General features: G+C 73.5%; 1 pseudogene. It reads right to left on the bottom strand.

Features of this window, described 5'->3' with window-relative positions:
- Positions 1 to 351, bottom strand: a pseudogene (locus P3W85_RS25315) (TonB-dependent receptor); the annotation flags it as partial.

Below are 351 nucleotides of genomic sequence, written 5' to 3'. Positions count from 1 at the left end.
GGCGTTGCCGCTGGCGCGGTAGCTCGGCACCAGGCCGTTGCCGATCAGGGTGCTGCGCCCGTGCAGCAGGGAGAGGTCCCAGCTGTCGGTGTCGGTGGCATGGCCGGCCTTGAGGAAGAGGTTGCCGAGCCGGCCTTCGGCGTGATCGCGCCAGCCCTGCTCCTGGAACAGGGTGGCGGCGGCGAAGGCGTGCCAGCCGCTGTCGCTGCGCACGCCGCCGGACAGGTCGGCGCGCTTGCGGTTGCCGCTGCCGTAGGACAGGTCGGCGGTGAAGCCGGGGGAGGTGAGGCCGGAGCGGGTGGTCATGGCGAGGGCGCCGCCGAGGGTGTTGAGGCCGTAGGCGGGGTTGGC

It is taken from the genome of Cupriavidus basilensis, assembly GCF_029335485.1.
Lineage (GTDB): Bacteria > Pseudomonadota > Gammaproteobacteria > Burkholderiales > Burkholderiaceae > Cupriavidus > Cupriavidus basilensis_E.
This window is presented reverse-complemented; position numbering and strand designations above follow the sequence as displayed.